Source organism: Lactobacillus sp. C449L (assembly GCF_059900815.1).
Map to the genome: position 1 here is coordinate 159,461 of NZ_JBWXGA010000003.1, position 24,948 is coordinate 184,408.

Below are 24,948 nucleotides of genomic sequence, written 5' to 3' on the forward strand. Positions count from 1 at the left end.
AAAAAGCAATTTCAAAAAAAGCTATTCTCCTGCGAAAGTACCATTTTCAACTTGTTGGATAAAGTTAGCTAGATGTCGGTAATAAACATCGGGATTGTCTACCATGTGATGATGTCCTCCGTCAGGAGTAGTAACTAAACGAGAATTTGGTATCTCTTTTTGCATAATTTCTGCGGTCGTGATTGGCATTGTCTCGTCTTCGCCAAAGGTTAAAAGTGTAGGCACCTTTATTTTCTTTAACTGCTCTCTAAAGTGCCAGTCTTTTAGTTTACCAGTAATAACGAATTCATTGTCGCCCTGAAAAGCTTGGTAAACCTCGCTACCACCAATGTCTTTTAAGTGGTAGAGTTTGGAAGGTTGCTTGCGATCAACAAAATTGATGTTTAAAATATTGACGTCTTCTTGGTAACGTTCATTGGCGTAATCATTATTTTGTTCGCACTCATGCATGAAGTCGATTTCGGTTTGAGGCAAAACTTCCTGGCGACGCCGGTTGACTGCCTGAACATAATCATCAATATCATCGACCATCGATGAGATAATTGCACCCTTTAGGTGCTGTCCGTATTTAACGGCATACTCTTGGACTAAAAGACCACCCCAGCTTTGACCAATTAAATAAAAATTGTCTAAGCCTAACTTTGCTCTGACTTCATCAACCTCGTCTAAAAAATACTCGTAAGTCAGATATTTTTTGGCAATTTCTGGGTCAGAATAATCAGGTTGATCTGAGTACAGTGAGCCTAACTGATCATACATTGTTACTTGAACGTTCAAGCCTTGCTTTTGTAATTGGTCAGCAGTGTCCTCCCAGTACTCGTGATTACCACCAGGCCCACCATGTAAACAAAGCAAATGAATGTCCCCTTGGCCTTGTGTATTTGTCCATAAGTGATAACCGTTATCTAAAGTGATTATTTTTGAGCCAGTTTTCATGTTGTTCTCCTTTTTAGTTATACTATCTTCTATTTTAACTTATCATTCTCGTTATAGCACTATTTATGCATAATATTTCCAAGCAGTGTTTAAGCAGGTTCTGACCACTTTTTGTTATACTGATATTAAGTAGACTTATAAGCACAGCAAATTAAGCTACACTTAAAGCAAAAACTGCATCGTCCTGTTTACCCGGTGCAACAGAAGTTTATCTAGAGGTGATGAGTAATATGACTTTTTACACGCTTAAGTATATTGAACAAAATCAAAATACGAGCAAAACAATTTTATATGTGCTAATTGCAATCGCGGCTTTAGCTATGATTGCTTTTACAGTACTTTACTTACGACATCGTTTTAATACGCGTTACCGTGATTTAGGAATCATTGCCTTATTATTTTTACTCTTGTTCGTTGGTACGCAATATGAAAAATATGTACAAACTAACGTTGTGAAATCACAATCCGAGCAGATTGTGCCGTTCATTAAGTCTGTTGCTAAAGACTATGGAGTACCAGCTAAAGACGTTATGGTAAATTCCACCACACTGCAAAATGGACTTATTGTCAGACTTCATTCTAAAGATATTGATTATCAGTTGGAACTAAATGATGATAACAATAGCTATACTTTAAAGCAGGCGCACGTGATTAATCACCAAGTCAACATCAAGGATTAAGGGAGGAAATAAAATGGATTATACTCAACTTTTTATTAAATTCGTTTTAGGTGTGTTAACATTAATTTTTCAAATTAATGTCTTTGGTAAGAGCAACATTGCACCAACAACCGCCCTTGATCAACTGCAAAATTATGTTCTTGGTGGCATTATCGGCGGTGTTATCTATAATTCCAGCATTACGGTGTTGCAATTTCTCCTTGTTTTAATTGTCTGGACTTTAGTGGTCTTTATCTTGAAATTTGCCCGTGAACACAGTAACTTTGTACGCGTGATGATTGACGGTAAGCCGGTGCAGATTATTAAAAACGGTCGCGTTCTGGTGAAAAACTGCCTGTCAGCGGGGCTTTCTGCTAATGAGTTAATGTTCAAATTGCGTAGTCAAGGAGTTTACTCAGTTGGCGAAGTAAAAAACTGTATTTTTGAAAAAAATGGTCAACTAACTGTTATTCAAGAAGATGAAAAAAATTTGCGTTTTCCGTTAATAAACGATGGTCAAATCAACCAAGAAGTGCTTGAATTTATTGATAAGGACGAAAAATGGCTAAGAAAAGAAGCTAAGGATGCCGGCTACAATGATATCAGCAATATTTTTCTTGCTGACATTGAAGACGGCAAGATTTCTTTTACTAGTTATGACCAAAAATAGGAAGAGTAATTGGGGTAGATGGAAAATTTGAGTAAGGCCAAGCGCCTTGTAAATGAAGCAGACGTTGTGATTGTGACCACCGGAGCCGGTTTTGCAAAGGGCGAGGGTCTTGACCTTCTCGGTCAAAGTAGTTTTGATCAGAGCTTTCCTGATATTGCGCAAAAATATGATGTGCATTCAGTTGGTGATGCCCTTGACAAAAAATTAGCTTCGCCAGCTGAAAAGTGGCTTTTTTGGAGTAAGCTAATTCAAAAATATTCACTTGACTACAAGCCTAGCCAGACTATGCGCAATTTACGTAAGATAATTGGCGAACGGAAATTCTTTATTGCCACGACGTGCTTTGGACATTTTTTTGAAACTGCAGGTTTTAATGACAAGCGGATTTTTAATGTTTTTGGCGATTGGACGAGAATGCAGTGTTCAAGTGGTGTTAATCACGGCTATCGTGATGATCGCGAGACTGTAAGTAAAATCTTGCAAAGCGTTCAACAGGGACACGATATTGATCAGCTTGTACCCAAGTGTCAGAAATGTGGTCAACCAATGGAAATCCATTTACCGCTAAACGACCATTTTTACCCAGATACTGATGCTAACACTCGTTTTCGTTGGTTTTTAACGGGAAATGAAGAAGAAAAGGTAGTCTTCTTAGAACTGGGTGTTGATGAAACTAGCCCGCAATTGTTTGATCCTATTATTCATCTGGTGCAGGAATTTCCTTTATGGTCGTATGTGGCAGCTGATTACCAACAGGAAACTTTCCCGCTGGATATACAAGTACGAACTGCGGGAACAAATGCTGATTCAACTACTTTAATTCAAGAATTGGTCAAAAAATAGGAACTTTCAATGAGTATTTATATTAAAAATGGCGTTCTTCATGTCACGGGAGCTCAAGATAAACTCCGCGCTAAGGGTGAAGAACAGCCGGGTTTTATTGATGATTATACCCTTTTAGATATTGAAACCACTGGTCTTAATCCATATCGTGACCATGTGACCGAATTAGGCGCAATTAAAGTCCGAAACAACCAAATTATTGATCAGTTTAGCAAGTTAGTGGTTTATCCAAAATCAAATAAGGTGCCACCCTTTATTACTAAGCTGAACGGAATTACGGAAGAACTACTTCTTAGTGAAGGAGTGCCGGTTAAAGAGGCAATGACGCAGTTTCGTGCCTTTATTGGTGACGATATTATTATTGGCTATAATGTTAACTTCGATTTGAACTTTTTGTATGACTTAGCCCAAAAATTTAAGTTACCTGAGTTAAATAATGACTATGTTGATGTTTTACGTTTGGCTCGCGCTTATTATCCGTCACAGCATAATCGCTTGCTTGATTGCATGCAAAGGGCAGGAATTGCAGAAATTGAGCAGCATCACGGGTTAGATGATTCCATTGACACCAAGAAGGTTTATGATGACTTTCGGGCAAACTTCACTGCTGAATTGTTGCTAAAAGCCCAGAATAAAGTTAAGAACTTTGACTTGCTTGAAGCTGAACTTGAGGCTTGGGAGCTTGGCGTTCGCAACCCTGTAAATAATAAAAAAATCGCTTTTGTTGATGAAATTGGTATGGATAATGCGGAAGCCAGTTTGATGGTCAATAATATGGGTGGTAAAGCGCAAGAAATTGTTGCGCCAGACACTGATTACCTAATCATTGATGATGCGAAGTTTTTTAGTAAAAGCAACGCGGCCTGGCAGCAAGCGCAAGAATTTAACCAACGCGGCAGTAAAATTAAACGCTTATCTGAAAGCTATTTTTTAAATATGCTTGATGAATGGGCCAGAAATTAGTTAGTTTGTTAGCAAGGTAAACTTACCTTGCTTTTTTAGTGCCGGTTGCAAACAAAAGTTCGTTTAGCTATACTTAGTTATTATTATTTAAGGGGCGAATTTGATGGCACGCAGGCGAAGAAGACGAAGCAGGAGTGCAAATGTTAGTGACTTTTGGGCGATAGTCATTATCATTTTATTTTTGCTATGGTTTTTTTCAACAAAAGGTGGTACTGATCCAAATGGTCAGCAAGCAGTTAACCGCGTTACACAAACCGAGCCGGCACATAAAACCAAGCTTAAGCAAGCTAAGCCCGCAGCTAAGGTATATGGTGGCTTGTCAAAACAAGATTATGAGCAGTTGGCTAAACTAAATTTTAAAAGTGGTAATGCTGCATACATTACAGTTAACAACAACAAGTCAACCTTGATCAAAAACGCTTGGCGCGTTAACCGCGTTATTTATTCCAACCTTGATGATTTAAATAGAACTTCGCATTCGAATACGGCTTTTTTACAAAAGCGTAATGTGGCAAAGGATAGTCTGCGTGTACGGCAATTTGTTGAGCCGACCGGTTGGCACTACAATCACCGCAACGGTACTCAAATTTACAATCGAGGCCACTTAATTGCTTATTCGATTTCGGCGGGAATTGATCAGGCTGGTGACTTTAATCCGAAAAATCTTTCGGGTGATCAAAACAATCCCAAGAATCTCTTTACGCAGTCTGCTTTTTCTAATCAAAGAATTCAAACTATTTTTGAAAGCAGGGTGCGCAATGCCTTGCGCCAAGATAAACGAGTTATTTATCAAGCAACACCTATTTTTCGGGATAACGAGTTAATGGCAAGAGGAATCAACCTTCAAGCTGTAGCAACTGATGGCAGTTTAGACTTCAACGTGTACTTATTTAATATTCAGCCTGGTTTTTCTTTTAATTATAGCAACGGTCGCGTAAAAGTAGATCGGGAGTTAACGGTTAAGGGACAATACTAAGTTTGCTTAATAAATATCACGGAAAAATGGTTAGCGAAAAAAGCAAAAAATATTGTTCGGATAAAACTAGTGTTATTTAATCAGAAATTCTGGTTTAAAACTGGCTAAGAGTTCGATTATTTACTTAAACTACTTTTGCTAAAGTAGAACATTAATAAAAAACAAAGGTTTAAAATTAACTAATATAGCTATAAATCCGAACTATAAATATTGAAGCGTCAATAATATTAGTAAAATCCGAATTATAATTAAGTGAATTAAGTTGTGTTCAAGCGATTTTTATCATAAAATTAAAGAGGTAAAAAGACAAATATATAATATAGTGGTGCTAATTAATGGATAACAGCAAATTCGTTGAAGTGAAAAATCTTAAAAAAGTCTACGATAATGGTCATGAAGCCATTAAAGATGTTAACTTTTCAGTTAAAAAAGGCGATTTGGTATGTTTACTAGGACCTTCGGGCTGTGGGAAGACAACTATTTTGAATATTTTAGCAGGTTTGCTTAGTCCCACTTCAGGTGAAATTCTCTTTGATGGAAAGTCAGTAGTAAATGTCGAGCCTAAGGATCGGCATATTGGCTACGTTTTTCAAAACTATGCATTGTATCCGCATATGACTGTCTTGCAAAACGTAATGTTTCCGTTAATAGTTGGCAAAAATAAGAAAGCCAAAGCTGATGCTCAAAAAATTGCTCAAAAATATATGGAATTGACCCAAATTACTGAGCTTGCTGACCAAAAGCCGGGCAATTTATCCGGCGGCCAGCAGCAACGTGTTGCAATTGCCCGGGCACTTGTTCAAGAACCCAAAATTTTGTTAATGGATGAACCGCTGAGTAATTTAGATGCTAGGTTACGCCTGAAAATCCGTGAAGAAATACGTGCACTTGTTAAGTCGGTTGGAATTACCACCTTGTTTGTCACGCATGATCAAGAAGAAGCATTATCGATAGGCGACAAGATTATCTTATTCAATGATGGAGTTATTCAGCAAGATGATTTGGGTCAGAACTTTTATTTGGAGCCTAATAATTATTTTGTGGCTAATTTTGTAGGCAATCCCGTAATCGATAACTTTAAAGTAACTAAAACTGGTGATCAGTTGCGAGCTAGCGACTTTACAATTCCATTGTCTGCTTTAGAACAAACCCGTTTCAAGCGATCACTTCCTGATGGCGAATATACTTTATCCGTTCGTCCCGAGAACATATTACCGGCTCCAGAAGGGAATATTTCTGTAACCGTTGATGATATTGAACTAATTGGTCGTGAACGAGTTTTGAAGTTCACGCATGATCAGGTTCAAGCTCGCTCGCTCATTAACCTTGAAACATCAATTAAACATGGTGATCAGGTCAATCTTAAACTAAAACTTGACCGAGTATTTCTGTTTACACCTGATGGGGAGCGGGTTTACTAATGAAAACTAACCAAAAAAAAGCGTGGCTTTTTCTAGCCCCGACAATCATTTTTGTAACTCTATTTAGTATTTATCCCATTCTACGAGCTTTTGGGATGAGCTTTCAAAGCGGTTCCTTAATTGACTTAACTTGGACTGGCTTTAACAATTATAAGTATATTTTTAATGATCCGGAATTTTGGCTAGCAATTAAAAACACGCTTTTATATGCAATTATTTCTGTTCCAGTTGGTTTGGCAATTTCGATTATGCTTGCTTGGATTATTTTTGACAAGGTAAAGCATAAGTCTTTGTTTGAAACGACTTTTTTTATGCCATATGTTACCTCAACTATCGCAATTGGTATCGTTTTTAGATACATTTTCAATGGTGACTATGGGATGTTGAACTTTTTACTTAGGAGCATACATTTGCCTGCTCCTGACTGGATTGACGATCCAGCTATGTCGCTGACAACTATCATTATTTTTGGGATTTGGACTTCGTTAGCCTTTAATATCGTTATTTTAATGGGGGCTCTCAGAAATATTGACCCTAACTTTTATACGATTGCTGACATGTATGGTGCCAGTGGCAAGGATAAGTTTTGGCGAATAACAATGCCTGAGCTGATTCCAACGATTGCCTTTTTACTAACGATGAATATTATTGGAGCTTTCAAAATTTATACTTCAGTTTATGCACTGTTCAATGGCGCAGCTGGAGTCGGAAACTCAGGCACCACGGCTGTGTTTTATATTTACAACAAGTTCCAAACTGTTGGCACTCCGGGGGTAGCAATGGCGGCAACGGTGATCTTATTCTTGATCATCTTGTTTGCGACATTTTTGCAACGTAAAATGATGAATAAGATAGGAGAAAACTAAATGAAACGAATTCGCTTAGGGGTTATCTTCAGTTACATTATTCTATTCATCTTTGCTTTCATTACGGTTTTTCCGTTTATTTACATGATTTTGGGTGGATTGATGAGTTTTCAAGAAACGACTTCGATTCCGCCAACATTAATTCCACATCATTTCGAGTGGTCAAATTATGCCAAAGTCTTTGCACGAGCACCGTTTGCACGTTACTTCTTTAACACTGTACTAACCGCTACAATCACTACAGTAGTCAGCTTATTTAATTCGCTTTTAGGGGCATTTGCAATGGTTAACTTGCGTTTTAAAGGCAAGGGCGTTATCCAAATGGTGATGCTGTCCTTACTGATGGTTCCGGGCGAAGCAATTATCTTTACGAACTACAATACGATTGCACACATGGGTTTACTCAACACTTATATTGGCTTGGTGTTACCATTTTTAACTTCAATCTTCTATATGTACTATTTGCAAAGCTACTTTGGTTCAATTTCGGATACTATTTATAAAGCGGCAATGATTGACGGTGCAAGCGATTGGGACTATATCTGGAAAATTCTTGTACCAATGTCCAAAGGCGGGTTATTCACAGTTGGGCTTTTAAGTTTCATCTCGGGCTGGAATTCATTTTTGTGGCCATTATTGGTTACTAACGAAGATACAATGCGGCTTCTTAACAACGGTCTGTCAGCCTTTGCTTCTGATGCCGGTAGTGAAACCCAATTGCAACTGGCTGCGGCAACTTTAACGGTTTTGCCGATTTTGCTTTTGTACTTTATTTTTAGAAGGCAGATTATCAAAGGAGTAGTGCGCAATGACCTCAAGGGATAAAACGACAATTACTTTTTATAATGGTCTAACTACTATTGGCGGACCAATGATTGAAATAGCTTATAGAAAGTCGCATGTATTGTTTGACTTGGGAGAAGTTTATCGTCCAGAACTAGATTTACCGGATGAAAAGTATAAAACTTTAGTGGCGAACCAACTAATTGGGGATGTACCTAATTTTTATGATTCTAAAATCACTGGTCAGCCTATTGACCATGAACGCTGGGAACATTCGGCTGCATATATGTCTCACTTGCATCTGGATCACAGTAAAGCAATGAATTTTTTAGCCCCAGAAATTCCACTTTATGCTGGCCCCCTGACTGCTAAAATGATGCCAGCTTTAAATGAACATGGCGATTTTCTTTTGCCAGCTGCGGGTCACGATGCTAATTATGTTCGACCAATTATCGCTGCTGAATACCGCAAACCAATCCAAGTTGGGGATATTACGCTTGAAGTTTGGCCAAGTGATCACGATGCCTATGGTGCGACCGGTTTAGTTATTAATACTCCGGATAAAAAGATTGCCTATACTGGTGATATTCGCCTTCATGGTTATCATCCTGATTGGGTGCATGAATTTTTGGGCGCAGTCAAAGAATGTGATGCCTTAATCATTGAAGGTACCGGGGTTTCTTGGCCAGAAGAAAAACATGATGAAAACAGTGAGGAATTCACTGGTCCTAGGAATGAAAAAGAACTGACAGCACAAATTGTTCAATTGCAACGCGACAATCCTGACCGTCAAATCACTTTCAATACCTATCCTACTAATGTAGAGCGGCTCTTGCGTATTATTGCTGATTCGCCGCGTCGCGTTGTTTTACATGCTAAAAGAGCGCACTTACTTAAGCAGAGTATAGGCGAGGACTATCCGTATTACTACTTGCCAGGGGAAGAAATATTTGCAGATTTAAAACCAGAACTAGCAGTTCATTACGATGAGTTGCTAAATGATCGATGCGAATACCTCTGGCAAGCAGTTAGTCATTACACTGACTTGCAAGAAGGCGGCTTGTACATTCATTCCAATGCTGAACCATTGGGTGATTTTGATCCAGCCTATAAGCCTTTCTTGCAAGCTTTAGCAGATAGAAATATTGAGTTTAAGCCACTGCGTTGTTCTGGTCATGCAGATGAAAAAGAACTCAAGGAAATTATTAATGAGGTTCAGCCAGCAACACTCATTCCGGTGCACACATTGCATCCGGAGCTGGAAGAGAACCCTTTTGGAGAACGGATTTTACCGGAGCGCAACCAAACAATTACGCTTTAGTTAATCAAAAAAATGTTGTTTAGTTTTTATTTTTGGGAGGTTTACCAAAATGAAGTTTAGTAAAAAGCTTGCTGCAGCCTTTGCTGTTGGCTTGACACTTGTGGGCACTGCTGCGTGTTCTAATGGCGAAAATAAGTCTTCGTCTTCATCAAGTAGTTCGGAAAAGATTACCAAGGTGAAGAAAAACACCACAATTGTTTTCTGGCATGGTATGACAGGTGTTCAGCAAGAGACCTTAAAAGAATTGACTAAGGAATTTGAAAAAAACAATTCGAAAGTTAAGGTCAAATTGGAATATCAAGGGCAATATAGTGACTTACAAGCTAAGATCAATTCTACTTTGCAGTCACCAAATAATTTGCCAACAATTACCCAGGCATATCCGGACTGGCTCCATACTGCGGCTAAGAACAAGATGTTAGCTGACATGACACCGTACATTAATAATAAAGAAGTTGGTTGGGGCAGTGCTAAAGCTTCCGACATTAAAACTGCTTTATTGGATGGTGCCAAGATTGAAGGTACCCAATACGGTATCCCGTTTAACAAGTCAATTGAAACTTTGACCTATAACGCTGATTTATTTAAGAAGTATGGTATTAAAAAAGCTCCAACTACAATGGAAGAATTGAAGCAGGATGCTGAGACTATTTACAAGAAGAGTAACCACAAAGTTGTTGGTGCGGGTTTTGACTCCCTTTCAAACTACTATGTTTTAGGCATGAAGAACGAAGGAGTTAACTTCTCAAGCAATATTGATTTCGCCGGTAATACTTCTAAAAAAGTAATTAATTACTATGCAGACGGTATCAAAGCAGGCTACTTTAGAGTTGCTGGCTCAGAGCACTACCTTTCTGGTCCGTTTGCTAACCAAAAAGTTGCAATGTACATTGGTACCTCAGCTGGTGAAGGCTTTGTTAAGCAAGGTGTAGGCAACAAGTTTACTTACGATGTTGCTCCTCGTCCTGGCAAATATACTATGTCTCAAGGTACTGACATCTACATGTTTAAGCATGCTACTGCTGATCAAAAATCGGCTGCATTCATGTATATTAAGTTCCTAGTTTCAAAAGAAAGTCAGCTAAAATGGGCTAATGCTACTGGTTATATTCCAGTTAACAATGCTGCTGCTGATTCTGCTGAATACAAGGATAATAAGAAGATTAAACTTCCAGCTAAACTTGAAGATGCTATGAAGAATCTGTATAGTGTTCCTGTTATTAAAGATGCTGGTGCTGCATATGGTCAACTTAATCCAATCATGCAAAATATCTTTGCCGCTGCACAAAAGAAGCAAGATGTTAACAGTGCCATTAATTCAGGTAAATCAAAATTTGATGCTGCTTGGAAACAATAAAAACTAAATAGCAAAATTATTTAAAAAAGACTTGTCTGGAAAAGACAGGTCTTTTTTTATTATCTTGAAATAGAACGAAAAAATTGATACCTTCCATTTATCTTATAAAAACCGAACTATTATACTTTTTGAGGTTAATAAGTTAAAAGAAACCGAATTTTTAGGCTATTTTTTATTGTAATCTCACTTTCACTGCTATACAATTAATAAGAATTAAAAGGTTAACTCTTTATTGCTAACCAAATAAATCTATTTTCTGGAGGAAAAATAAATAATGAAACTTGGTAAAAAGCTTGCTGCTATTGCGGTGGCTGGACTTGCTTTAACTGGAACTGCTGCTTGCTCAAGCAATAATTCTTCATCATCTAATTCTGAGAAGATTCCGAAGGTTACAAAGAAGACAACGGTTGTTTTCTGGCATGGGATGCAGGGAGCTCAAGAAGCTAGTCTAAAGAGTCTGGCAAAAGAATTTGAAGCCAAGAATAAAAACATTAAAATCAAGCTCGAGCAGCAAGGCGATTACGATGATTTACAGGCGAAATTAAATTCGACACTGCAATCGCCTAAGAATCTTCCAACTATTACCCAAGCATATCCGGGTTGGCTTCAAAGTGCAGCCAAGAACAAAATGTTGGCCGACCTAACTCCATACATTAATAACAAAACGGTTGGTTGGGGAAACCAAGAATCTTCAGGCATCAAGCAAGATATGCTTAATGGCGCTAAAATTAATGGTACCCAATACGGTATACCTTTTAATAAATCAATTGAGGTATTAATTTACAATCCGGACATGTTGAAAAAATACGGTATCACCAAGATCCCGACAACTATGGCTGAATTAAAAGAAGCCGCACAAACAATTTATGAAAAGAGTAATCATCAAGTTACCGGTGCTGGTTTTGATGACCTTGATAATTACTATGTTTTAGGTATGAAAAACGAAGGTCAAAACTTTTCAAGCAAAATTGATTTTACTGGTAAACAATCTAAGCGCGTTTTGAACTATTACACTGACGGTGAAAAAGCCGGTTATTTCAGAATGCCTGGTTCAGATAAATACTTGTATATTCCATTTACCAATAAAAAATTAGCAATGTTCGTTACTTCATCTTCGACTGAAACCTGGATTAAGCAAGCCGCTAAGAAAGGCTTTTCTTACCAAGTTGTAGCTCGTCCTAGCCAATATACAATGCAGCAAGGGACTGATATCTATATGTTCAGTCATGCAACTGCAATGCAAAAATCAGCTGCGTTTATGTTTATGAAGTTTTTATCATCAAAAGAAAGCCAAATTAAATGGGCTAAAGAGACAGGCTACATTCCTGTTAATGAAAGTGCAACTAAATCTGCTGCCTATAAGGCTAATAAGCAATTTAAACTTCCAGCACAATTAGAAGATATTATGGCGACTAATTCGCTGTACAGTGTTCCTGTAATAAAAAATTCTAGTGCAACATATAGTCAGCTAACGCCAATTATGCAGACAATTTTATCTGCTGCCCAAAAGAACAGAAATGTTGATAAGGCAATTGACACTGGTAAAACTAAATTCGATGCTGCTTGGAAACAATAGGCTCTAAATTTATATTTTTTAAAAAACAGGTTTTACCACCTGTTTTTTATTTATCGTTTTTCACATGAATGGTAAGATAATATAGGCGTAGCGATTGATATTGGCCAATTTAACTCATTAGCTCAGGGGTGAAAAAAGTGATTAAAGAACAAAAGTTTCCGGTGGTAACTCAATACCGATGGTATGACATCAGTAATTTAAGTGAAGACGATAGTATTAAGCTTCAAGATGAATTTAATTTTACGCCCGATATGATTTCTTATATTTCTGACCGCCATGAACGACCGCACTATGACTACGATACACACACTCATATCCACTTGTTGGTCTACGATGTGCCTATCTGGCCCTCAAAAACTATTAAACATTTTACTGCTCACCCAGTCACGTTTTTAGTTTCTGGTGAAAATATTTTCACTTTTCATACTGATTCTACTAGTTATGTCTTTGACGAATTTAATGACCGAGCCATGAGAAAAGAGCTCTCGCAAGCCCAGGATGTTACCGAACTATTGATGAAGTTTTTGCTGTTTTTATCGCAATATTTTCAACGTGCCGTCACACAATTAGACGTTGAGCGCAACACGTTAGACCAAAGATTATCGGATGATATTTCTAACAATGACTTAGTGGAATTATCGACGATTGAAAAAAGTTTAGTATACTTGTCTAGCTCAATTCAAACTAACCTGATGATGTTGCATAGTTTGAAACTGTCAGAATTAGATTTTACTAAGCCAGCCCGCGAACGGTTGGATGATGTGTTAATTGAGTCCAATCAGTCTGCCGAAATGGTAAAAATTTCGCAGCAGGTAACCCAAACTTTGTCGGCAACTTCTAACAATATGATGAATAATAATTTAAATGACACGATGAAGTTTTTGACCGTATGGTCCTTAGTTTTAACCATACCAACTATTCTAACTGGTTTTTATGGGATGAATGTCAGCCTACCAGTTGGTCACAATTCTTTAGACTGGATTGCCATCATGGTAATCACAATCGCTTTAATGGCCTGGCTGATTATTTTGATGAAACGGCATCACTTTTTCTAATTGAGGCGGATTTATGAAAAACAAAGTTCTTATTGGCTCGTTAATAACTACCTTACTTGCCTTCGCATTATATTCAGTAAACCTTAGGCGAGTAGAGAACGCACATGTTGAAATTGTGGGTCAAAAGCAAACTACTCAAAAGGCTAAGGTTAAATCTAAAGCACATGAGCCTAATGTCGAGGCAGTTGAATATACGAACCATATTAAAACTGCTTCAGGTAGTAATACTGCTTGGGCAAAGAAAATTCAGCAAGTAATGGGGAAGGATCAGAGCTATCAAGTTAGTGTGCAAGATTTAAACTCGGGAAAATTTGCGCGCGTTGCTAATTCATCGAAATCACATGGGATAAGTTCAACGAGTCGCTTATTTTTGTTGGCTGCTGTCGATTATCAGGAGCAACATGGCAAACTTAATAATAATACAGCACTAAAAGTTAAAAAAGCTGATCGAGTTAAGGGCGAGCATATCTTACAGCCCGGAATTGCCTACGGTATTACTTTCTTAAAGCAGTCACTAATGCGTAATAGCAAGATGGCTGGTAATGTCTTATTACGTAAAATCACGCCTAAACAAGTTAATCAGGTTGCTAAAAAAATGGGCGCAACCAACACTAAATTCAGTAAAAAGTACACCGCTAATCCTGTTGCGGTAACAACCGCTAATGATTTGGCAGCAGTTATGAGCGACCTATATCAAAATAAAACGCTAAATCAACAATATTCAAACCAAGCTTTAGGTTCTCTGAACCAATCTGGTAAGAGACCTAAGATAGTTCAAACAACATCTGAAGCAACTGTATATGCCATTGGTGACGGTAAAACTAATGTTGCAATTGTTCAGGCTAACGGTCATGCTTATTGCGTAAGTGTGTGGAGCACCTCTGATCGTAGTTTTGTTAAATTAGGTCAAACAGTTAATAGCTTTTTTAAATAAAAATAACGAAGAATCCATATTTTAGGATTCTTTTTTTGTGCGAATAAGTAATAACACGGCGTTTTTAGAAATTAACTAAAGTTTTTTGGATAATTTACAACTTGTAGATTGTATTCTTCAACGTGTAGTGTTATATTGTTCACGTTGCTGTCATAAGGAGGGTTGAAATTGGTTAAAAAGAGGAGCCTCGATCTTGATAAGGTGATTGCGAAGGCGACGGAGCTGATTGGTCGGAAGGGACTTTCCGCGACTACTCTGCCGAACTTAGCCAAAGAGCTAGGCGTTCGTTCACAGTCTCTTTATCATTACGTTTCAGGTCGTAAGCAATTATTGTCACTTGTTGGCGCAAGTAGAATAAAAATTCTAAGTAAACAATTGGTTGAAAACTTAATTGGACTTTCTGGTGAAGAAGCGTTGCTTAAATTTGCGGATATTGTACGAAACTTTATTTTGAATGATCCCGCACTTTTTAGTATTCTTTACCATTTGAATGAGTATAAGCCAGATGATGCTATTACCAAAGAAATTATGAATGTAATCGCATTGGCCGATAAACTAAATTTAAGAAGTGACAGCACGGTTTCACTTCATTCTTTAATTGGCGCTGTATTGGGTTATGTATTTTTGGATGTGTCAGCGTCTTTTGAGGAAGAAACAAGTGCCGAGGCTGACCAAGGCTATCATGATTTGATTATCAAATTAGTGCAGCCTAAAAATATTTTGTAAGAAAAGAGGAAAACGGAGTGCAAAAACTATTAAAGAACCATATTTTTTCATTCATTGCATGGATTTTAATTTTAATTATTTCTGTTGTTGCTTTGCCAGACGTTACAGGGTTAACGCGTGATCACTCAAATATTTCCTTACCCCAAGATGTTCAAAGTGAAGTAGCAAAGTCAATTCAAAATGATTGGGGACCCAAGCAAAAAGATACCTATCAGGTTGCAGTTGTTTTTAACAAAAAAACGGGCCTAACTGCTGATGATAAAAAGGCAATCAACGCCACCATCGATAAAATAAAAGAAAACAAGCGGCAGTATGGTATTAAAATGGTCCTTGCACCAGATGATAATATCGCTACTAAGAAGCAATTACAGTCAAAAAACAACAAAACTTGGATTTTACAAGTTAACGTTGCTAAAAAGCATGCTCCAATTAATGACGTTGAAAAAGAACTTAATGATGCAGCTAAGACTGCAGGCATAAGAACATACGTCACCGGAGCTGATGTATTACAGAATGCTTTTTCAAACTCAATTCAAGAGGGAATTAAAAAGACTGAAGCAATTACAGTTGTCTTCATCTTTATTGTTCTAGTTATTGTTTTCAAGTCACCAATTGTACCGCTAATTTCACTATTAACGGTTGGTGTGTCCTTCATCACTTCTTTTTCAATTGTGACTAATTTAGTTAAGTACCAAAACTTCCCATTCTCTAACTTCACGCAAGTCTTTATGGTGATTGTTTTGTTTGGCATAGGTACTGACTACAATATTTTGTTATACGATAAATTTAAAGAAGACCTGGGTAAGGGCATGGACCGCTATAAAGCGATGAAAGATTCTCTTCGAGTAGCCGGTAAAACCATTCTTTACTCTGGATCATCAATTTTAATTGGTTTTTCAGCATTAAGCCTAGCTAAGTTCTCAATTTATCAATCAGCAGTTGGAGTAGCTGTCGGGGTGGCAATTTTATTGGTTGTCTTATTAACCCTAAATCCATTCTTCATGGCTGTTTTGGGAGAAAAAATGTTCTGGCCAGTGAAAAAATTTACTGGAGAACAAGAAGACAAGCTGTGGCACGGCATTTCTAAGAGTGCTATGACTCACCCAATTATTTACTTAGTTGTTTTAGCAGTAGTTGTAACGCCTTTTGCTTTAATGTACTCAGGCCACTTAAACTACGATGATACTGATGAAATTGACAACAGCAATTCTGCCAAAGCCGGAATGCTTGTGGTTGAAAAGGACTTTTCAAAGGGTATGGCTGAGCCATCGACTCTTTACATTAAGAGTAACCACCGGCTTGATAATGAAGCTGATTTGCGCTTAATTGACCAATTGACTAGACAGTTACAATCTTCCAAAGACGTTTCATTAGTAACTTCAGTTACCCAACCATACGGTGAACCAATTTCTCAACTTTACGTTAATAATCAGTTAAATACGGTTAATAAAGGTGTTGATCAAGCTCGTGCTGGTTTAGGAAAACTAAGCAAAGCAAGCAAAGAGCTTGCTAATGGTGCTAATCAACTAGCTGATGGCACAAGCCAACTGCAGAGTGGAACCGGTCAGCTTCAAAGTGGAACCGGTCAATTACAAGGTGGTGCAAGCCGTCTGCAAAATGGTACTCAACAAATGACCAACGGTTTGAACCAGTTAAATTCCCAACTTTCTACTGGATCACAAGGGATTGCTGCAGCTCAATCAAGTATCAAAGGCAACCTTGAAAAGAGTTACAAGGCAAACTTAACTCAAAGTATCAATAGTATTCCTGGTCTGACAGCTCAACAAAAGATGGCTGCGATGCAAGCCGCTGGTGCTGCCTTAGAAAAATCTTGGGCACAAGCGTCCGCAGCAATGCCTAATATTTCGGGTCAAATGGGCCAATTACAATCTGGTGTCGGTAGATTAGCTACTGCTTCAGGTCAGTTAAACAGCGGTGCTTCGACTTTAAATGGTGGTCTTGGTCAACTTAATTCAAGTCTTGGCCAACTTGACTCAAGCGTTGGCAAGTTGGATTCAGGTGCTAGTCAGCTTGCAAGCAATTCGCCGAAGATTACTTCGGGTGTTGACGAAATTAATAGCGGATTAGGCCAAGGAGCTGCTTACCTTACCGGCCTAGCTGGATCATCAGCTGCAGATACTTTTTATATCCCAAAAGAGTTTATTAAAAATGATATGTTCCAGACTTCAGTTAAGAACTACTTAAGTCCGGACAAGAAGTCAGCCATGATTATGATTGTCTTTAGCTCAAATCCAAGTAGCACTAAAGCAACTGAAAAGTCTCAGGATTTAAGCCTAATGGCTAAAAAGAGCTTAAAAGGTACGCGCTTAGATAAGGCGACAATTGCAATGGGCGGTGAGAGTTCCAATATTGCTAATATTAAAGAAATTGCAAACAGAGACTTTATCAGAACAGCAGCAATTATGTTGATTGGCATTGGCATTGCATTAATCTTTGTAACCCGTTCACTTCTGCAACCTGTTTATATTTTAGGTACTTTACTCATTGCTTACTTCTGCTCATTATCAATTACCGAGTGGGTTGTTAAAGCTACAATGGGTAAAAATATGTTAACTTGGAATACGCCATTCTTCGGCTTTATTTTATTGATTGCCCTTGGTGTTGACTACAGCATTTTCTTGATGTCGCGTTATCGCGCTATTGAAGGCAATAAGCCGAGTGAGCGAATGCTTAAGGCCTGTGGTATTATCGGAACAGTGGTTGTTTCAGCTGCGATTATTCTGGGTGGTACTTTTGCTGCTTTAATTCCTTCAGGTATTCCAACTTTAATTGAAGTTGCCTTGACTGTTATTGTTGGGCTGGTTATTTTGGTATTTATCATGCCAATTACCTTGCCAGCAGCGGTTAAGCTGACTTATGAAGGGATACACTGGAAAAAGAATAAACGAGTAAAAAGCTAAATTGATTAAACCTTTTAGCCATTTGGAAGCTAAAAAATCAATTCACTTTCATTACTATAATTAAAAAGTACAATAAAGAAGTTTTCTTTATTGTACTTTTTGTTTTATGATTAACGTATTAGATAATATATGTGCAAAGGGTGTTTTCTATGATTACTTGTCCAAATTGTGGTCGTTCAATTGCTGACACTGATGAAATTTGTCCAAATTGTCATTTTAATTTACAAAAATATCGTGATGCCTTTTTTACTGATGAGCATCAAAAGGCTAATTATGAAGATGAACAAACCGCCAAGAATCTGGCCAACCGCCAGGCTTATCGTCAGGAATTTTATCCTAAAAAACAAAACTTAGTTGTAGCAAAGATGCTACGGTGGATTCGAGAAAATAGTATGATTGTTTTTTTACTAGGAATCGCGCTGCTATTTATCATGAGTTTTTCACGCAGTATTGGTTGGATTTGTTTTTTTGCTTTACTGATATGGCTTTACGCTGTTTGTGCGCGAGTAGAAAAGATTGAACGTTATACGGTCGATGAACGCTTAACGGAAAAAATAAATCAGCTTGGCTCGAACATGTTTAATAATGTCGAAGATTCTAAGCAAAAAGTTCGCTCAAAAAGTCGTGCTGCAACTAAAGGGCGAGAACATATGAGTGAAAAAACTGAGACAGTAAAAAAACACTTTAGTTTTGTGCAGTTGATGGTCGTTTTGATGTCAGTTATTAATTTAATTGTTTTGTTTACTGGTTCGGGAGCATCTGTTTCCGATATTTCATACAGTGGTAAGATGTCGATCACTAGAGTGATGTTTAGTTTGGCCGGTCGACTACTTTCATCAAGCTCCACAATACTATCCGGAGTTATTCTTTGCTTAATCTGGCTATTAATGCTTTTTTTCCCAATTTTAATTTTGTATTATACTTTAAAAGATTTGCAAAAAGGTCGAATTATTGCCTTTGTCTTGTCACTAGTTGAATCAATTTTCTTAGTTTATTTAATTTTTCGATTGTCAAATAGTACCTTATCGAATACAGGAGTTTTAAAAGGCATTACCAGTCAGTTACTTTTATATGCGGTCTCGGTTGGGACATCTACCATTTTTCTGGTTTTGTCGAGTATTATGACTACCTTGCTATCAGGCTATAATTTATTCAGAAAAAATAAGCAGTAAAAAAACTGGGTTCATATTGAACCCAGTTTTTTCTTAGATATTAGAAATTACTTGGTTGGCATATCAATTACCAGATGTTCATTAACAAAAGCCATCATGCCAAGTTCACTTAATTCCCGGCCATAACCTGATTTTTTAATGCCACCAAATGGCAATTCACCGGAACTAATCCAAGTTCCGTTGATAACAGTCATACCTGTTTCAATTTGGGCAGCTACTTCTTGGGCATGCTTGACGTTGGTACTAATAACAGAAGAGCCAAGACCATAGCTTGAATCATTTGCTAGTTCAATTGCGGCACTTTCGTCGGCAACCTCGTAAACAATAGCTACTGGACCAAAGAACTCCTGATCATAAGCAGGATTATTGCGGTCAACATTAGTCAAGATAATTGGAGAGAAGAAGGCACCTGCGGAATCAACCTCTGGATATTGGTAAAAGACTTTAGCTCCAGCTTTAATTGCTTCATTTACTTGCTTAACTAGCTTGTCTTTTGCCCCCATTGAATTCATTGGTGGCAAGGTGGTGCTAGGATCAAGTGGATCGCCCGCTTTTAAGTTTGAAAAGACATTTTTTAATTCATGTAAAACTTCATCATAACGTGATTTAGTAACGATAATTCTCTTAGAAGAAGTACATACCTGGCCATCGTTATAAGTCCTAGCCGTACTCAACACTTTCTTTAAAACAAAAGGATCAGCGTCGTCCAAAACTATAAAGGCATCGTTACCACCAAGTTCCATCGTTGACTTTTTTAAATTTTTACCAGCATTTTGAGCAACAGAAGCGCCACCGCGTTCTGAGCCTGTCAAAGCAACCCCTTGAACACGTGGATCAGCAATGATGTCATCAAGCTGGTCATAAGTAGGATAAAGGTTGATTAAACTACCTTCAGGCGCTCCTGTTTGCTTGATAATTTTAGCTGCCAATGCAGCGGAACCGGGAACGTTGTGAGCATGTTTGAGTAAGATTGGGTTTCCAACGATAAAGTTTGGTGCGAAAACTCTGATTACTTGATAAAGTGGGAAATTCCATGGCTCACAAGCCATGATTACGCCTGTTGCTTGTTTTAAGTAGTACGCATTGCCGAGTTTTGACTCGATTGGTTGTGGCTTTAGCATTTCTGGACCGTGGTCGGCGTAATAATCACAGATGGAAGCACATAGTTCAACTTCTCCTTTTGATTCACCGATCATTTTGCCCATTTCCTTGGTCATAATTTCTGCCATTTCGTTTTCGTGTTCACGAAAACCGTTGGCAATATTATGAAGTATTGACACACGAGCTTCAGGCTCTTCAAAGCGCCATTTTTTATATAATGCGTGGGCCAAGCTAATAGATTCCTCAACTTGCGTAGCTGTTGGATTGTCATAGCTGGCAAAAACTTCGTTAGTATATGGGTTGACTGATTGATATTTAGCCATAATTGTTATCTCCTTATAAATTGCTATCTGTCCTAACGGATAAGTGTTAGAGAATATTATAAACCGTTTTCAAAAAAATAACATCCGTTTACTTGAGCTTTACTAATTATTAATAAGTAAGTTAACGTTGATAAGCAGTTAAATTGTGTTTAGCAGATATTTAAGCGATTCATCAATATAGTCATTAGCGTACGCCATTGCGTGCCTTTTTCCCGCAATTAATTTCAAGTCAATACCATGATTAGCTTTAGCGAGTCGGTCAACAAAATCCAGTAAATACTTAATCGGAGATAGTTCAGTAGTTGAATTAATCATTAGAAGTTGATGTAAATTTTGATAATCATATGATTGTGCATCAAGTTTTTGCAAAGTCGCTGGGTCTGCTGTTCCGGCATATGTCAAAGTAAAGTATTTGTAAAAAGCAGCGTTAATTGCTGATAAGTTATCTAAACCTAAATCGTTTTGGGGCGATGGAGAAGGTTTAACATCATTATGGTCAGTCATCCACGTCGAGTAGCTGACTGGGGCGGACCAAGTTACAGTTGGAAAGCCAAATTTTCCTGCAAGAAAAAGTGCCATTACGCCGCCGCTACTAGCACCAATTTGGGTTATTTGAGTGTCGGTATTTTTCACGTAGTCGCTTTTTGAAAGCCACTGAACAAAATTGCTGCAATCATTATGTGCAGCTGGAAAAATTTCTGTTGGAGCTAAAGAGTAGTTCGGGGCAAAGACGGTAAAGCCTTGATTTGCTGCTTTTATGCACAGATCTTTTAAATCACTTTTATCTCCGCGAAACCAGCCACCACCGTGCCAAAAAAGCAAAATTTTATTTTTTCCACGAGTTGTTGTGGGTAAGTAAATATCTGTCGCAAGTTGCTTTTTATTATCGTAAATGACGTCTGTTAAAATTTGAATCATAAATCTACCTCCTAATAGCACTACCTTCATTATACTTTAAATATATAGTCGTTTTGTTTTGAAAAAACTCCAACTTATTGGTAATTTATGTCTAGGACTTTATAGCAGGTGCTATAAAATAGTTAAGTTATTATGTTGAATGTGATAAAAAGCAATCATGAACCTGATTTTTTGGTAAAATGAGCCTTAATATTGGAGGTAAATTATGCATCTGTCAGCTAAAGCTAGTCGAAGATTAATCAACATCTTGACCGTTGTCAGCGGGATTATTATTATCCTTTTATGTATCTATTGGTATAAATTAGGGATTTTTACTAGTCAGGCGAAAATGAAGGCGTATTTGGCTGATAAAAGAATTATTGGGCCAGTCATCTTCGTTCTAATCCAGATTATTCAAGTTGTTATTCCAATTATTCCTGGTGGAGTTTCTCTTTTGGGCGGAGTTATTTTCTTTGGGCCTCTCGTGGGCTTTATTTATAACTATGTTGGTGTCTGTATTGGATCCATTATCAATTTTTTTCTTGCTAGATTTTACGGCCGGCCATTCATCTTGCATATTGTTTCAGAGAAAACACTTGATAAGTATATGAAATGGACTAAAAACCAGAAGAAGTTTAATTGGTTTTTTGCAGTTTGTATTATAGCTCCAATGGCACCGGATGATGTGCTTTGTCTGTTAGCTGGCTTAACAGATATGAAATTTTGGACTTACTTTTGGATTATCATTTTAGGTAAGCCTTGGACAATTGCAGCATACAGCTTTGCGCTGATGTTCGGGATGGACTGGTTGCTAAAGGTAGTTGGCAAATAATGACTAGTCGAGTATATTTGCGACCATTTAAGTTAGCAGATGCGCCAGCTCTTTATAAATGGGGTCAAGATAAATATTATCAACATTTTGCTGGTTTTGGTTATTATAAAAATATGGCTCAGGCTGAAACTGCAGCAGCTCAATATGCGTCAAGAAAATACAGCTATGCCGTTTGTCTCAAAAACAGCGACCAGATAATTGGTTTAGTTGAAATGTATGAGCGTGGAACTAGTGAAACTGAATTATTAACCAGTAAAGAAATTGGCTTTTTAATGGATAAAGCCCAATCAGGGCACGGTTATATGACTGAAGCCTTAACGTTACTGCTTACTTACGCATTTACTGAACTAAAACAAACGGAAATTTGGGCAGGCACTTTTAAAGATAATTTTCGCTCGCAAAAGCTGCTGATGAGTTTGGGCTTTAAATATATTTACTCTGTTGATATGAGTAAGATTAGTAACTTATTTTCATATGAAGAAAAGTACTTTGTACTAAAAAAAGCTAAATGGCTTGATAAGATTGAATAAGGTGGAAAGAACTTTTTAGCTCTTTCCATTTTTTACTTAGAGCTTTATGGTTAGTTCGCTTATATCCAAATAAAATGGTTTTACCAGCAAATACTATTTGCTTAAACAGAAAGAATGGCTTAAAATAATATCCAAACACGGAATCCTAAGACAGTTTCAGAGAGTTCGCGGGCTGGTGAAAGCGAACAGAAGTCGTTTCCAGATTTCATTGATGTGGGTAATTAATAGTTACACGGTTTGCGGCACCGTTATCGCCAACTTAATTAAGTGCAGCTATTTTGATAGTTGAAACTGGGTGGTACCGCGAAGCCTGTATAAAGCCAATTCGTCCCAATTTGAGGGATGAATTGGCTTTTTTGATGGAGGTTAAAAAGATGCTAGATATTAGAGTGATTCGCGAGAATCTTGATTGGGCTAAAGATAAATTAGGCCGACGTAATGTTAAGCCTGAAGAGCTCGATGAATTAGTTAAAATTGACGCCGAGCGTCGTGAAGGCTTAAGCCGCAGTGAACAATTAAAGGCTGAACGTAACAAGGTTTCAAAAGATATTGCTGAAGCTAAGAGAAATAAAGAAGATGCTTCAAATGCGATTGAAAAAATGCGTAAAGTCGGACAAGAAATCAAGGAGTTAGACGAAAAAGTCGCTGAATTAACTGAAAAGCAAAACTATATTCTGCTTAGGCTACCAAACTTTCCAGATGACTCTGATCCAATTGGTCCAGACGAAAGTTATAATCAAGAGATTCGTAAGTGGCATGAACCAACTAAGTTAGGTTTCAAGCCAAAAGCACACTGGGAAATTGGTACGGATTTAGATATTTTGGACTGGGATCGTGGTGCCAAAGCTTCTGGTGCACGTTTTGTCTACTATAAAGGTGCAGGTGCGCTACTTGAGCGGGCAGTTTTCAACTTTTTCTTGGATGAAAACACTAAGGAAGGATATACCGAAGTAATTCCACCTTACTTGGTTAATGATGAATCAATGCAAGGAACGGGACAGTTTCCTAAGTTTCGTGAAGACGTTTATACAATCGTTGATAATGACGATCCTGACAAACCACTCGACTTAACTTTGATTCCGACTGCTGAAGTTCCGCTAGTTAACTATTTCCGTGATGAGATTATTCATGAAGATAGGCTACCGATTAACGTAACTGCACTTTCACCTGCTTTTAGAAGTGAAGCCGGTTCTGCTGGTCGTGATACCCGTGGCTTGATCAGAATGCACGAATTTAGAAAAGTTGAAATGGTTAAAATCTGTAAGCCAGAAGAGTCTTGGAATGAACTTGAAAAGCTAACTAAGAATGCAGAACATCTTTTGCAAAAACTGAACTTGCCATATCATGTTGTTGCTTTATCAACAGGAGATGCAAGTTTTACTAGTGCTAAAACTTACGATTTGGAAGTTTGGTTACCAGCTCAGGATAAGTATCGCGAAATTTCAAGTTGTTCTAATTGCACCGATTTTCAGGCTCGCCGCGCTCAAATTCGTTATCGTGATGAAGCTGGTAAGTTGCACTTGGCGCATACTTTGAATGGGTCAGGGTTGGCTGTTGGTCGCACCGTAGCAGCAATCTTAGAAAATTATCAAAATGAGGATGGGACCGTTACAGTTCCAGATGTTTTAGTTCCTTATATGAATGGAATGAAAAAAATCGTTAAAGAAAAAAGTTTAATTTAAAGATAAAAAGGCCACAGTAGCCTTTTTATTTTGTAAAAAATATCATTTCATTTGGACGTATTTAACCTATAAAAAGAGAAAATTACGAATAAACTTATCAATTAATTTGCCAAAAGTTAGAAAATTCAGCAAGAGATAGGCATTAGATAAAACTAATCATGGTTAATATATCGTTAAATAACGAACAAAATTTCAAATTTGACGACCATAATCAATTAGAGTAAAGTATTATCTGTGCTTAAGACAACTAATGAAGATTAGACACTAAGTATAGAAATCAAGCCAAACCAGTTGACAAAGAGCGAGTGGTTTAGTAAGATATAGAACGCTGTCAAAGAAGAGAATCGAGACAAGAGTCAGGGTAAAAAGAGCTTGACAAGCAAGCAAGAGACTGGCAAAATGTT

General features: G+C 37.6%; 22 protein-coding genes. 19 read left to right on the forward strand and 3 right to left on the reverse strand.

The window, feature by feature from the left end:
• Nucleotides 1-21 precede the first annotated feature (21 nt).
• Nucleotides 22-936: a proline-specific peptidase family protein gene (locus AC2JF9_RS06480; protein ID WP_500726157.1), complete on the reverse strand. Its 915-nt coding sequence runs from the start codon at nucleotides 934-936 to the stop codon at nucleotides 22-24.
• 230 nt (nucleotides 937-1,166) lie between these two features.
• On the opposite strand from AC2JF9_RS06480, the gene AC2JF9_RS06485 reads away from it, so the two are divergent.
• The 16 genes from AC2JF9_RS06485 to AC2JF9_RS06560 all read left to right on the forward strand — a co-directional run bounded on the left by AC2JF9_RS06485 (nucleotide 1,167) and on the right by AC2JF9_RS06560 (nucleotide 19,179).
• Nucleotides 1,167-1,616 carry a DUF3290 domain-containing protein gene (locus AC2JF9_RS06485; RefSeq protein WP_500726217.1) on the forward strand — a complete coding sequence of 150 codons (450 nt, stop codon included), beginning with the start codon at nucleotides 1,167-1,169 and terminating at the stop codon, nucleotides 1,614-1,616.
• A 13-nt stretch (nucleotides 1,617-1,629) separates the two neighbouring features.
• The gene (locus AC2JF9_RS06490) at nucleotides 1,630-2,265 is read left to right on the forward strand and encodes a DUF421 domain-containing protein (RefSeq protein WP_500726159.1); all 636 of its coding nucleotides are present in this window, start codon (nucleotides 1,630-1,632) and stop codon (nucleotides 2,263-2,265) included.
• 18 nt (nucleotides 2,266-2,283) lie between these two features.
• The gene (locus AC2JF9_RS06495) at nucleotides 2,284-3,108 is read left to right on the forward strand and encodes an SIR2 family NAD-dependent protein deacylase (protein ID WP_500726161.1); all 825 of its coding nucleotides are present in this window, start codon (nucleotides 2,284-2,286) and stop codon (nucleotides 3,106-3,108) included.
• A gap of 9 nt (nucleotides 3,109-3,117) precedes the next feature.
• The gene (locus AC2JF9_RS06500; RefSeq protein ID WP_500726164.1) at nucleotides 3,118-4,071 is read left to right on the forward strand and encodes an exonuclease domain-containing protein; all 954 of its coding nucleotides are present in this window, start codon (nucleotides 3,118-3,120) and stop codon (nucleotides 4,069-4,071) included.
• 103 nt (nucleotides 4,072-4,174) lie between these two features.
• The gene (locus AC2JF9_RS06505; RefSeq protein ID WP_500726166.1) at nucleotides 4,175-5,047 is read left to right on the forward strand and encodes a DNA/RNA non-specific endonuclease; all 873 of its coding nucleotides are present in this window, start codon (nucleotides 4,175-4,177) and stop codon (nucleotides 5,045-5,047) included.
• Between the two features lie 335 nt (nucleotides 5,048-5,382).
• Nucleotides 5,383-6,468: an ABC transporter ATP-binding protein gene (locus AC2JF9_RS06510; RefSeq protein ID WP_500726169.1), complete on the forward strand. Its 1,086-nt coding sequence runs from the start codon at nucleotides 5,383-5,385 to the stop codon at nucleotides 6,466-6,468.
• Nucleotides 6,468-7,334 (forward strand): carbohydrate ABC transporter permease, encoded by an 867-nt coding sequence (locus AC2JF9_RS06515; RefSeq protein WP_500726171.1) that lies wholly within the window; start codon nucleotides 6,468-6,470, stop codon nucleotides 7,332-7,334. Before AC2JF9_RS06510 ends, AC2JF9_RS06515 begins: the two co-directional genes overlap by 1 nt.
• The gene (locus AC2JF9_RS06520; protein ID WP_500726173.1) at nucleotides 7,335-8,159 is read left to right on the forward strand and encodes a carbohydrate ABC transporter permease; all 825 of its coding nucleotides are present in this window, start codon (nucleotides 7,335-7,337) and stop codon (nucleotides 8,157-8,159) included. It begins immediately after the preceding gene.
• Complete coding sequence (locus AC2JF9_RS06525) at nucleotides 8,143-9,438, forward strand: MBL fold metallo-hydrolase (protein WP_500726175.1); 1,296 nt, start codon at nucleotides 8,143-8,145, stop codon at nucleotides 9,436-9,438. Before AC2JF9_RS06520 ends, AC2JF9_RS06525 begins: the two co-directional genes overlap by 17 nt.
• Nucleotides 9,439-9,487: 49 nt before the next feature.
• Nucleotides 9,488-10,795, forward strand: coding sequence for an extracellular solute-binding protein (locus AC2JF9_RS06530; protein WP_500726177.1), 1,308 nt, complete (start codon nucleotides 9,488-9,490; stop codon nucleotides 10,793-10,795).
• Nucleotides 10,796-11,069: 274 nt separating this feature from the next.
• On the forward strand, nucleotides 11,070-12,371 hold the full coding sequence (locus AC2JF9_RS06535; protein ID WP_500726179.1) for an extracellular solute-binding protein: 1,302 nt from the start codon (nucleotides 11,070-11,072) through the stop codon (nucleotides 12,369-12,371).
• Nucleotides 12,372-12,508: 137 nt separating this feature from the next.
• Nucleotides 12,509-13,426, forward strand: a complete 918-nt coding sequence (locus tag AC2JF9_RS06540) for a magnesium transporter CorA family protein (protein WP_500726181.1) — start codon at nucleotides 12,509-12,511, stop codon at nucleotides 13,424-13,426.
• Between the two features lie 13 nt (nucleotides 13,427-13,439).
• Nucleotides 13,440-14,360, forward strand: coding sequence for a serine hydrolase (locus tag AC2JF9_RS06545; protein WP_500726183.1), 921 nt, complete (start codon nucleotides 13,440-13,442; stop codon nucleotides 14,358-14,360).
• A 168-nt stretch (nucleotides 14,361-14,528) separates the two neighbouring features.
• The gene (locus tag AC2JF9_RS06550; protein WP_500726185.1) at nucleotides 14,529-15,086 is read left to right on the forward strand and encodes a TetR/AcrR family transcriptional regulator; all 558 of its coding nucleotides are present in this window, start codon (nucleotides 14,529-14,531) and stop codon (nucleotides 15,084-15,086) included.
• A 17-nt stretch (nucleotides 15,087-15,103) separates the two neighbouring features.
• On the forward strand, nucleotides 15,104-18,007 hold the full coding sequence (locus AC2JF9_RS06555) for an MMPL family transporter (protein WP_500726187.1): 2,904 nt from the start codon (nucleotides 15,104-15,106) through the stop codon (nucleotides 18,005-18,007).
• 149 nt (nucleotides 18,008-18,156) lie between these two features.
• Nucleotides 18,157-19,179, forward strand: a complete 1,023-nt coding sequence (locus AC2JF9_RS06560) for a zinc ribbon domain-containing protein (protein WP_500726190.1) — start codon at nucleotides 18,157-18,159, stop codon at nucleotides 19,177-19,179.
• 47 nt (nucleotides 19,180-19,226) lie between these two features.
• Here AC2JF9_RS06560 and AC2JF9_RS06565 read toward each other — a convergent pair whose 3' ends face one another.
• Nucleotides 19,227-20,603, reverse strand: a complete 1,377-nt coding sequence (locus AC2JF9_RS06565; protein ID WP_500726193.1) for an NAD-dependent succinate-semialdehyde dehydrogenase — start codon at nucleotides 20,601-20,603, stop codon at nucleotides 19,227-19,229.
• 138 nt (nucleotides 20,604-20,741) lie between these two features.
• The gene (locus AC2JF9_RS06570; protein ID WP_500726196.1) at nucleotides 20,742-21,521 is read right to left on the reverse strand and encodes an alpha/beta hydrolase fold domain-containing protein; all 780 of its coding nucleotides are present in this window, start codon (nucleotides 21,519-21,521) and stop codon (nucleotides 20,742-20,744) included.
• Nucleotides 21,522-21,726: 205 nt separating this feature from the next.
• Here AC2JF9_RS06570 and AC2JF9_RS06575 point away from each other — a divergent pair, with 205 nt between their 5' ends.
• The 3 genes from AC2JF9_RS06575 to serS all read left to right on the forward strand — a co-directional run bounded on the left by AC2JF9_RS06575 (nucleotide 21,727) and on the right by serS (nucleotide 24,544).
• The gene (locus AC2JF9_RS06575) at nucleotides 21,727-22,332 is read left to right on the forward strand and encodes a TVP38/TMEM64 family protein (RefSeq protein WP_500726199.1); all 606 of its coding nucleotides are present in this window, start codon (nucleotides 21,727-21,729) and stop codon (nucleotides 22,330-22,332) included.
• Nucleotides 22,332-22,862 (forward strand): GNAT family N-acetyltransferase, encoded by a 531-nt coding sequence (locus tag AC2JF9_RS06580; protein WP_500726201.1) that lies wholly within the window; start codon nucleotides 22,332-22,334, stop codon nucleotides 22,860-22,862. The genes AC2JF9_RS06575 and AC2JF9_RS06580 overlap by 1 nt, the downstream gene beginning before the upstream one ends.
• A 374-nt stretch (nucleotides 22,863-23,236) precedes the next feature.
• Nucleotides 23,237-24,544: a serine--tRNA ligase gene (gene serS, locus AC2JF9_RS06585; RefSeq protein ID WP_500726204.1), complete on the forward strand. Its 1,308-nt coding sequence runs from the start codon at nucleotides 23,237-23,239 to the stop codon at nucleotides 24,542-24,544.
• The last annotated feature ends 404 nt before the right edge of the window (nucleotides 24,545-24,948 follow it).

Bases quoted from the DNA above. Each gene is read 5' to 3' on its own strand.
- AC2JF9_RS06480 (WP_500726157.1), bottom strand. From the start codon at position 936: ATGAAAACTGGCTCAAAAATAATCACTTTAGATAACGGTTATCACTTA.
- AC2JF9_RS06485 (WP_500726217.1), top strand. From the start codon at position 1,167: ATGACTTTTTACACGCTTAAGTATATTGAACAAAATCAAAATACGAGC.
- AC2JF9_RS06490 (WP_500726159.1), top strand. From the start codon at position 1,630: ATGGATTATACTCAACTTTTTATTAAATTCGTTTTAGGTGTGTTAACA.
- AC2JF9_RS06495 (WP_500726161.1), top strand. From the start codon at position 2,284: ATGGAAAATTTGAGTAAGGCCAAGCGCCTTGTAAATGAAGCAGACGTT.
- AC2JF9_RS06500 (WP_500726164.1), top strand. From the start codon at position 3,118: ATGAGTATTTATATTAAAAATGGCGTTCTTCATGTCACGGGAGCTCAA.
- AC2JF9_RS06505 (WP_500726166.1), top strand. From the start codon at position 4,175: ATGGCACGCAGGCGAAGAAGACGAAGCAGGAGTGCAAATGTTAGTGAC.
- AC2JF9_RS06510 (WP_500726169.1), top strand. From the start codon at position 5,383: ATGGATAACAGCAAATTCGTTGAAGTGAAAAATCTTAAAAAAGTCTAC.
- AC2JF9_RS06515 (WP_500726171.1), top strand. From the start codon at position 6,468: ATGAAAACTAACCAAAAAAAAGCGTGGCTTTTTCTAGCCCCGACAATC.
- AC2JF9_RS06520 (WP_500726173.1), top strand. From the start codon at position 7,335: ATGAAACGAATTCGCTTAGGGGTTATCTTCAGTTACATTATTCTATTC.
- AC2JF9_RS06525 (WP_500726175.1), top strand. From the start codon at position 8,143: ATGACCTCAAGGGATAAAACGACAATTACTTTTTATAATGGTCTAACT.
- AC2JF9_RS06530 (WP_500726177.1), top strand. From the start codon at position 9,488: ATGAAGTTTAGTAAAAAGCTTGCTGCAGCCTTTGCTGTTGGCTTGACA.
- AC2JF9_RS06535 (WP_500726179.1), top strand. From the start codon at position 11,070: ATGAAACTTGGTAAAAAGCTTGCTGCTATTGCGGTGGCTGGACTTGCT.
- AC2JF9_RS06545 (WP_500726183.1), top strand. From the start codon at position 13,440: ATGAAAAACAAAGTTCTTATTGGCTCGTTAATAACTACCTTACTTGCC.
- AC2JF9_RS06560 (WP_500726190.1), top strand. From the start codon at position 18,157: ATGATTACTTGTCCAAATTGTGGTCGTTCAATTGCTGACACTGATGAA.
- AC2JF9_RS06565 (WP_500726193.1), bottom strand. From the start codon at position 20,603: ATGGCTAAATATCAATCAGTCAACCCATATACTAACGAAGTTTTTGCC.
- AC2JF9_RS06570 (WP_500726196.1), bottom strand. From the start codon at position 21,521: ATGATTCAAATTTTAACAGACGTCATTTACGATAATAAAAAGCAACTT.
- AC2JF9_RS06575 (WP_500726199.1), top strand. From the start codon at position 21,727: ATGCATCTGTCAGCTAAAGCTAGTCGAAGATTAATCAACATCTTGACC.
- AC2JF9_RS06580 (WP_500726201.1), top strand. From the start codon at position 22,332: ATGACTAGTCGAGTATATTTGCGACCATTTAAGTTAGCAGATGCGCCA.
- serS (WP_500726204.1), top strand. From the start codon at position 23,237: ATGCTAGATATTAGAGTGATTCGCGAGAATCTTGATTGGGCTAAAGAT.